The sequence below is a fragment of the Nonomuraea rhizosphaerae genome, from assembly GCF_019396405.1.
GTDB lineage: Bacteria > Actinomycetota > Actinomycetes > Streptosporangiales > Streptosporangiaceae > Nonomuraea > Nonomuraea rhizosphaerae.
The window spans coordinates 1-8916 of sequence record NZ_JAHKRL010000437.1; the positions used below are offsets into that span (position 1 = coordinate 1).

General features: G+C 72.7%; 8 protein-coding genes. 3 read left to right on the forward strand and 5 right to left on the reverse strand.

From position 1 onward, the window contains the following. Positions 1-121: 121 nt before the first annotated feature. Both KME77_RS22470 and KME77_RS22475 read right to left on the reverse strand, forming a co-directional pair. The gene (locus KME77_RS22470; protein WP_219470911.1) at positions 122-1597 is read right to left on the reverse strand and encodes a class I adenylate-forming enzyme family protein; all 1476 of its coding nucleotides are present in this window, start codon (positions 1595-1597) and stop codon (positions 122-124) included. 31 nt (positions 1598-1628) lie between these two features. Beyond that, on the reverse strand, positions 1629-3962 hold the full coding sequence (locus tag KME77_RS22475; protein WP_219470912.1) for a helicase-associated domain-containing protein: 2334 nt from the start codon (positions 3960-3962) through the stop codon (positions 1629-1631). A gap of 44 nt (positions 3963-4006) precedes the next feature. On the opposite strand from KME77_RS22475, the gene KME77_RS22480 reads away from it, so the two are divergent. Continuing rightward, a complete protein-coding gene (locus tag KME77_RS22480; RefSeq protein ID WP_219470913.1) occupies positions 4007-4888 on the forward strand; it encodes a hypothetical protein in 882 nt (293 codons plus the stop codon). A 44-nt stretch (positions 4889-4932) separates the two neighbouring features. Here KME77_RS22480 and KME77_RS22485 read toward each other — a convergent pair whose 3' ends face one another. After that, positions 4933-5565, reverse strand: a complete 633-nt coding sequence (locus tag KME77_RS22485) for a TetR/AcrR family transcriptional regulator (protein WP_219470914.1) — start codon at positions 5563-5565, stop codon at positions 4933-4935. Between the two features lie 35 nt (positions 5566-5600). After that, on the reverse strand, positions 5601-6089 hold the full coding sequence (locus KME77_RS22490; RefSeq protein WP_219470915.1) for a hypothetical protein: 489 nt from the start codon (positions 6087-6089) through the stop codon (positions 5601-5603). Between the two features lie 113 nt (positions 6090-6202). On the opposite strand from KME77_RS22490, the gene KME77_RS22495 reads away from it, so the two are divergent. Continuing rightward, positions 6203-6811 carry an HAD family hydrolase gene (locus KME77_RS22495; protein WP_308250830.1) on the forward strand — a complete coding sequence of 203 codons (609 nt, stop codon included), beginning with the start codon at positions 6203-6205 and terminating at the stop codon, positions 6809-6811. 91 nt (positions 6812-6902) lie between these two features. Next, positions 6903-7298: a cold-shock protein gene (locus KME77_RS22500; protein ID WP_219470917.1), complete on the forward strand. Its 396-nt coding sequence runs from the start codon at positions 6903-6905 to the stop codon at positions 7296-7298. 32 nt (positions 7299-7330) lie between these two features. Here the strand turns inward: KME77_RS22500 and KME77_RS22505 are convergent. After that, a partial coding sequence (locus KME77_RS22505) for an MFS transporter (RefSeq protein ID WP_219470918.1) occupies positions 7331-8916 on the reverse strand: 1586 nt, incomplete at its 5' end.

Below are 8916 nucleotides of genomic sequence, written 5' to 3' on the forward strand. Positions count from 1 at the left end.
GCTGCATCGGAGTCTGGCCCACTGCCATCGCTCGTTCTCTCCCCACGCCCGGTGACCAACACCGATCACCCTGGCACAAGAGGACAGACCTACGCGAGATAGATCAAAAAACACCAGCCACCTAGAGCGCCGCCCGCAGCGCCTTGCGGTCCAGCTTGAGCACGCTGGTGACCGGGATCGAGTCGACGAACCGCACCTCGCGGGGGTACTTGACGCGACCGGCCCGGTCACGGGCCCAGGTCATCAGCTCCTCGGCGGTGACCGTGGCGCCGGGCGCGAGCTGGACGAAGGCGACGACCTCCTCGCCGACGCGCGGGTCGGGGCGGCCGACGACGCCGGACATCACGACGCCGGGATGCTCGTTGAGCGCGTCCTCGACGTCGCGGGGGAAGACGTTGAAGCCGCCGCGGATGATCAGGTCCTTCTTCCTGTCCACGACGTACAGGTAGCCGTCGTCGTCCATGCAGCCCAGGTCTCCGGTACGCAGCTCGCCGCCGACCAGCGCGGTGCCCTCGGGGTCGGGCTCGTGCTCGCCCCAGTAGCCGAGCATGAGCGAGTCGCCGGTGACGCAGATCTCGCCGACGTCGCCGGGCTCGGCCTTGCCGCCGTCGGAGTCGCGGATGGTGACCGTGTAGCCGGGCAGCGGCAGGCCGACGCTGCCCGGCTTGCGCCGGTCCGGCGGGTTGAACGTGGTAACGGCGCTGGTCTCGGTCATGCCGTAGCCCTCCAGGATCTTCGTGCCCGGCATGCGGCGCTCGAACTCCTCCAGCGTCTCCTTGCCCAGCGGCGCCGCCCCGCAGGTGAGGAAGGCCAGGTCGGGCAGCGGGTGCGACTCCAGCGGCTCGGCCAGCAGCATCTGGATCATGGCTGGCACGACGCTGCCGAACTGGACGTGCTGGGCGGCGGCCAGCTCCAGGAACGCCTTCGGGTCGAACCAGCGCATCAGCACCGCCTGCTGCGGCTCGGTGGCGTGCAGCCCGGCGATCGTGAGGATCAGCCCGTACGCGTGGGAGAGCGGCACCGGCACGATCGCCCGGGTCCTCCCCTCCTGGCGGGAGGCCTCGTAGGCGTCCTTGGCGACCTGCCAGAGGCCGCGGTGGCTCAGCATGACGCCCTTGGCCCTGCCGGTGGTGCCGCCCGTGTACATGAGGGCCGCCAGCTCGGCGGGGTCCCGGTCGAGGGGCCCGTGCTCGGCCGCGCTCTCCAGCTCCTCCGTGTCCACAAATATCGGGATCCGTAGGTTGGTGGCCTGGACCGTCTCCACCAGCTCGGGTGAGGTCACCACGGCGGCGGCCCCGCTGTCGGCCAGGATGTGGCGCAGTTCCTCGGCGCCCACCAGGAACACCACCGGCGTCACCACCGCGCCGGCCGCCCAGATCGCCTGGTAGATCAGGCCGACCTCCGGACAGTTCGCCATCATCACCACGACGCGGTCGCCCGGCCGCACGCCCGACTCGATCAGGCCGCCGCACACCCTGCGCGCCCGCCCGGCCAGGGCGTGGCTGCGATGCCAGACCCCTTCGTAGAACACCGAGTCGAAGTCGTCGAACCGGTCCCAGGACTCCGCGGCCAACCGGCCAAGCGTCAGCTCAGTCACGGTCCCAACCTCGCCTGATCATCACCCGACGTCAAGACAGACCGGCGACGCCCGTGATGCGGTGCAGCGCGAAGCGGTGGACGGCCGCCCTGGTCTCGTCGTACGCCGTCAGGTAGCCGCCCTCCATCCGGGCCGGCTCCAGGATGCGCGAGGTGGCGTTGCCCTGGGAGTCGAGGTAGCCGATCCACACCCGTACGCCCTGCCTGATGGCCTCCTGGAGCGCTGAGATGGTCGCTGTGGCCGGGCCGCGCGGAACCTGGCCTCCAGGTGCGTCCACGGGCTCGCGGCGCGCCAGATGGGCCGCGTCGCCCGCCCGCAGCGCCCGCACGGCGGCGGCCGTCACCTCGGCGTCCAGGCCGTTGGGCGAGGACAACGGCCGGGCCGGCGGCAGCCCCTCGGTGCGTCTGCTGTCGAGCTGGGAGATGATCACGTCGCCGTCGAGCGACTCGGCCACCGGCGCGTACCCCATCGCGCGCAGCGAGTCCACCAGCGCGGCGCGCGAGGAGCGCGAGGCGATCACCGTGGGGGCGAGCCTGCGCAGGCGCAGCGCGGCCGCGCGCCGGTCAGCGGTGATCTGGTCGAGGAGCGCGGGGTCGTCGCACCGGATGTAGGCGCCGGCCGTGCCGACCCTGATGCGCCCGTGACGGCGGGCCACGTCGGCGATCAGGTACGACAGCGCCTGCGGCACCGGCGTCGCCGAATGGCGCTCCAGCATGGCCAGCAGTTCCTCGGCGCCCTGACCGGCGTCCAGCGCCCGCCGGATCGAGCTCTCGCCGAACCGGTAGACGGTCGCGCCGCCCTTGGACTCGACGTCGGCGGCCAGGGTCATCCAGCGGTTCAGCTCGCTGGTGAGCGGCCCCGGCGCGACGGCGGTCAGGTCGGCCTGGAGCAGCACGTGGTCGACCGGCTCCGGCAGCAACGGCGCGAGCGCTGCGGCGGCGTCCTCGCCCGACAGCAGCGCCCGCCCGTGCCCGGACAGCACGCCCAGCCCGGTCACGCCGACCTGCTCGGCCTCCCGCAGCGCGAACTCCGTCAGTTGCTCCCTGAGCGGTCCCCTGCGGCGCGGCTGCTCCCACGCGAGCCGGTCGAGCACCGAGTCGCGCGTCGGCGCCAGGCCGGGGGCGGAGGCCAGCACGCCCAGCGCCGCCAGCCTGATGCCGGGCGCCGAGGAGCGGCGCAGGTCGTTGTGCAGCGCGTTGAGCGGCCTGTCCCGGTCGTCCCGCTCGCCGACCAGGCCGGGGACGCGGTCGGTGTGCAGCCAGGTGGTCGCCAGCACCACCCAGCGGTCGGCCGTCGACCTGACCCGCCACAGGTCGTAGGCGGGGGTCGGCAGCCACTCGCCGTCCACGCCGCCGCCCGACGCGATCAGCCCGGCCGCGTGCGCGACCTCCACGACCAGGGCCGCCACCCACTCGGGCACGTCCAGGTCGGTCGCCGTCCGCTTCATGTCGCGCACGCCCAGGCCGCCTGTGCGCAGTACTCCCGGCGGCTCGGCGCTCCAGCGCTCGCACAGCTCCTCGGCCGTGCGCACGAACGTGAACGCCTGGCCCGCCGCCGTCCGGTCGGCCAGCCGCTGGTCACGCGCGGAGCCTTCGAGCGCGGGCGGCACGGCGTGCAGGTCCCGGTGCACCCGGCCGCCGCGCAGGTGCAGGCCCACCTCGCGGGGCAGGGTCACGCTCTCCTCACCCGTCGCCGCCAGCAGGCCCCTGGCCAGGAGCTGGTCGATCGGCGAGCGGGCGGTGGCGACGCGGATGTCGCGCCTGGCGTTCGGGACCCGGCCGGTGGGCGGGCCCCAGGCGAGCTGGTCGAGCGCCGCCCGCGCCTCGGGGGAGACCGCCTCGATCAGGGGCTTGGGGTCGGCCAGCGCCCCGGCCAGCCGCTCCTTGCCCGAGCCCGTGCCGCCCGGGGCGACGTCGTCGGCCATCTCCTCCAGCTGCTCGGGCGCGTGGTGGCGGAACGCCTCGGCCGCCGGCGGGCCGAGCCCGGCGGGGTCGTCGAGCACCTTGCGCACGCCCGGGGCGAGGTCGAGGGCGTTGTCGGGGCCGTACACGAGCGCCAGGTCGCGCAGGCGCTCGACGGCGGCGGAGAGCGCGGGCTCGGGCCGTCCCCCGGCGAGTGCCGCGCCCACCAGCTCGCGCAGGGCGACCTTGGTGACGGGGCCGGTCCGGACGGCGAGCGTCTCGACGACGGCGAGCGTGAAGCGGTCGAGCCGGTCCAGCGCCCGGCCGATCGCCGACGGGCTGGCCGCCCTCGACGCCAGGCCCTCCAGATGGGCCGGCACCGGAGTGATCAACTCGGGGCGCGCCGAGACGAGCGCCCGCAGCTGCTCGTCGGTGCGCCCCCTGATCCACTCCGTGAACTCCATCGTTGCCATGGTATGTCCCCCCTGATTGGGGCAGCATGGCTCCCGTGATTGAGCGAGCGGACCAGCTCATACTCAACTACGTCAGCGCCGCCGCTGACGCGGCTCACGGTGTCCTCAAGCCCGACCAGCGACTCGACTTCGCCAAGCGGCTGCGGGCCAGGATCGAGGCGGAGCGGCAGGGCAGCCAGAACCCGCGGGTGGTGGTCAGGGTGCTGGCCCGGTTCGGGGATCCGGTGGAGCTGGTGGAGCGCGAGGCGCGCAGGCTGGCCGCCGTGTCACCGACGGCCCTGGCGACCTCGACGGCTCCCGCCGCGCCCGCCGCCTCCGGCGGTGGGGCCCAGGCGGGGGCCCAGACGGGGGCGCTGGCGAAGGCCGAGCGGGCCGCCGGGGCGGGCGGGGCGACGCCGTTCTTCCCGAGGATCGCCGACGACGCCGCTCCGCCGCCCGCCAAGCGGGACCGGCGGGCCAGGCGGCCCGGGATCGGCATGCCGTTCGCGCGGCTGCGCGAGGTCGCCATGTCCAGCGCCAACCCGATGGCCACCGACGGCAGGGACGCCAGGACCATCGTCAAGGAGCATCCCCGCGACACCGTCGCGATGGCGATCCTGGTGGTGGCCGCGCTGCTGGTGCCGTTCGACCTGCCGCCCGTGGCGATCTTCCGGGTGCCGGTGCTGGTCTGGGCGTTCGGGGCGGTGCTGGTGGCGTTCTCGGAGAGCTGGGAGCCGCGCGACCGCTGGATCGGGATCGGCGCGCCGCTGCTCGGCTACACGGTGGGCGGCGCGCTCATCGGCGGCCTGCGGGTGGGGGCGCGGCCGGGCATGGACGCGTTCGTGACGCAGTTCTTCGAGGTCAGCGGCATGATGTTCATGATCGGCACGGGGCTGGGCGTGGTCTGGCTGGCCTACCGGCTGTTCGACGTCGACTGACCGGGGCTGAGACGTCGACTGACCGGGGCCGAGCTGCCCGAGGGTCAGCTGACCGGGGCCGAGCTGACCGGTGCCGGGCTCGGCATGAGGCCCACGGCCAGGCGCACCCAGGCGGCGACGAACTGGTCCTTCTCCGCGTGCCCCGGCAGCTCCCCGACCGTCTCCTGGAACAGCCGGTAGTGCACCACCGAGCCGCCCAGCACCGCGGCGATGCCGTTCCAGTCGAGATCGGCGTCCTTGTACTCCGGCTGGGCGCGGAACCACGTGGTGATGGCGTCGAACATCGGCTGCAGCAGCCCCTCGCGCACCACCGCGACCAGCTCCGGGAACTGGCTCAGGTCGCGGAAGAACACCCGGGTCAGCTCCGACTCCTCGCGCACCTTGGCCAGCCCGGCGCGGCACAGCAGCGACAGCCGCGCCTCCAGGTCGGCGGAGGCCTCCATGTCGCCCAGCTCGGCCAGGCTGTCGGCCACCTGCGAACGGGTGCGCTTGGCGTGCTCGTTGATCGCCGCGGAGAGCACCTCGTACTTCGACTTGAAGTGCCGGTAGAGGCCCCCCGCACCCGGCGAGAGCCCGGAGGCGGCCTCGATCTCGGCCACCGAGGTGGCGGAGTAGCCCCGCTCGGCGAACAGCCGCAGAGCCTCGTCGATGATCCGCTCTCGCGTCGATCTGGTCATGTTCTTCGTGATACCTCCGCTATGGAGAGTAGCCGTCACGGCGCGGCACGCCGGATCAGGCCCGCGACCGCCGAGCCGACGGCCAGCCACACCAGCGCGGCGAGCCCGTGATTGACCACCGTCGTCCATCTCAGGTCGGACAGCTCGAACAGGTTGGCCAGGCCCAGCGACAGCGACGAGGCGAGCGACTCGACGAACTGGTACCAGATGTTGGCCGGGTTGGCCTTGAACACCGTGAAGACCGCGTACAGGACCAGAACCAGCGCGGCCAGCCGGGACGCCAGCCTGACGGCGCCGGCCAGGAACGCCACCACGCCCCGCCACACCCTGACCGGTCCCGTCACCTGCCGGGGCAGCGCGGCGCGGTGCGGACGCGGCTGGTCGAACGGGACGGCGGGCGCCTGCGAGGGGGCTTGCGGAACGGCGGTCTTCTCGGGCTCGCCGGTCGTCGTCGCGGGCGCGGGCCGGGACGAGGCGGCGACCAGCCGATCTCCCGCTTCCGGCGGTCTTGGCGTCTCGGTCACGGCCACTCCTCCCGATAAGTAATTCCTTTCTTCCCACTCCAACCGTCCCACAACAAGGGGCTGTTACCGGTAATGCCGGTTCGTTTGAGATCCTGCACGTTGTGCGTGCATCGGTGGGTTTCGATCTGGACATGACATTGGCGGACACACGGTCGGGCATCGCGGCCGTCTACGACGAGCTTTCGGTACGCCTCGGCGTTCCCTTCGACAGTGAGGCCATCGTCACCAGGCTCGGCCCGCCGCTGGAGGACGAACTGGCCAACTGGCTGCCGCTGGACGAGGTCCCGGCGGCGGCCGCCCTGTACCGGGAGATCTATCCGGAGCTGGGAGTGCCCGTGCACACCCCCATGCCCGGCGCCGCGCAGGCCGTCGAGGCCGTGCGCGCGAACGGCGGCGGGGTCATCGTCGTCACCGCCAAGAACCAGCGTGACGCCACCAGCACCGTCCGGTTGCTGGGGCTGGAGGTGGACGAGGTCGTGGGATCGGCCTTCGGCACGGACAAGGGCACGGCGCTCGCACGCTTCGGCGCCGCCGCCTATGTTGGGGACCATGTCGCGGACATCAAGGCCGCGCGGGCCGGCGGAGCCGTCAGCGTGACGGTCGCGACCGGTCCCTACACGCTGGGAGAGCTGCGCGATCACGGAGCCGATGTGGCTCTCGGCGACCTGACGGAATTCGCCGACTGGTACGCCGGTTGGCGACCGGGTGGTGAACTCCGCTAATTGCCGGGAATATTCCTGGTCGCTACCAGGCCCTGCGGGGCATAACCTACATCCATTCATCCTTTACGACTGTTTGAACGAGGTCCCTCCTGTGCCGAGTGGCAAGGTCAAGTGGTACGACGCCGACAAGGGTTTCGGCTTCCTCACCCGCGACGACGGCGGTGAGGTCTTCGTGCATTCCTCCGCGCTCCCCACTGGCGCCGGCCCGCTCAAGCCCGGCCAAAAAGTGGAGTTCGGGGTGGCCGAAGGGCGGCGGGGGCAGCAGGCCCTCTCCGTGCGGATCCTCGAACAACCGCCCACGCTGGCCAAGCCCAAACCCAAGGCCAAGCGCAAGAAGCCGGACGAGCTGGTGGTCATCGTCGAGGACCTGATCAAGCTCCTCGACGGCGTCTCGACCTCGTACCAGCGGGGCAAGCACCCTGACGCGGCGCACGCCAAGAAGATCGCGCAGGTGCTCAGAGCGGTCGCGGACGACCTCGACGCCTAGACATCCAGTGACGTGACGGCCCCGGCGCGCTTTCAGGCGTTGGGGTTGGTCAGCGGCTTGGTCGTGTCGAGGGTGTCGGCGCGCTGATCCCGTCGCCCGGGAAGGTCGGGCTCGGCGTCGTACGAGGCGTCGTACGAGGCGTCGTACGCGTCCTGGGGCGGCATCTGGCTGTACGCGGCGTCGTAGGCGTCCTCGTAGGCCGGGTCGTACACGTCCGGCGGCGGCGCGGAGTCGTACGCGTCGTGGGGCTTGGTGTCGTCGGCGCGGCGGCGGGCGGCCGAGCGGATGCGCCGGCGCCGGCGGACGATCAGCCAGCCGAAGGCGGCCGTCAGCGCCACCGCCATCGTCACCAGCCCCGCCGTGCCGCTCTCGGTCAGCGACAGCACCAGCCCGACCAGCCCGCCGAACACCCACGCGAGCTGCAGCAGCGCCTCGACCACCCCGAACGTCGACGAGCGCACCTCCTCGCCGATCTCCCGCTGCACGATCGCGTCGAGCGCGAGCTTACCCAGCTCCTGGGCGAACGCGGTGACCAGCGAGATCGCGACCGCGGTCCACAGCCCGAAGAACACGGCCGTCGCGATCGTCGTCAGGCTCGTGACGGCCAGCGTCAGCAGGGTGATGAGCTGGGGCGAGTGGTTGCGCGTCCAGTTCGCGACGACGGCGCCGACCAGGCCGCCGAGCCCGGCCGCGGCCGCCAGCAGCGCGATCGTCCTCGGCACGTCGAAGAACGTGGCGGGCACGGCCAGCCACGGCACGCCCTTGTCCTGTACCAGGAACAGCAGGAAGAACAGCAGGAACCCGGAGAAGACCCGGAGCGCCACGTTCGCCCAGACGGCCTCCGCGACGGCCGGGCCGACGTTCAGGAGGGTGCGCCAGCGCACCGGCCCGCCCTCCTCCTCTTCCAGCTCCGGCGAGTCGACGTGGCGCGGCAGCCGTACCGCGAAGACGCCGACGAGCAGGAAGGCGACCATCGCCACGCGCAGCACCGTGGCGCTGCCCAGCCACAGCGTCAGGCCCGCGCCGACCGGCACCATCACGCCCGCCGAGACCAGCGAGAACAGGGCGACCCGCGCGTTCGCCGACACCAGCGTGATGTCGGCGGGCAGCACGCTCGGCATGATCGCCGCCCTGGACACGTTGTACGCCTTCGACAGCACCAGCACGCCCAGCGCCCCGGCGAACAGCGTCAGCAGGTCACCCGGCTTCACGGCCGCGGCCATCGCGAAGCACAGCAGCCCGCGCCCGAACAGCGTGCCCGCCATCACGTAGCGGCGGCCCGACCTGAACCGGTCGAGTATCGGCCCCACGAACGGCGCCAGCAGCGCGAACGGCAGCATCGTGATGACCAGGTACATCGCCACCGGGCCGCGCGCCTCGCCGACGGGCACCCCGAAGAAGACGGTGCTGGCCAGCGCCACCGTGACCAGCGCGTCACCGCCCGCGTGGCCGGCGGTCAGCTCGATCAGCCGGCCCAGCCCGGTGCGGTCCGCGCCGCCCGCGTGGGTGAGGCGCCGCGTGGCCCTGCCGACCTTCTGCGCGCCCCTGGCCGTCGCCCTGCTCGCGCGGGCGGTGCCGGTCGCGGTCGCCTTCCCGGCGCGCACCCCGGCCCGGCCGG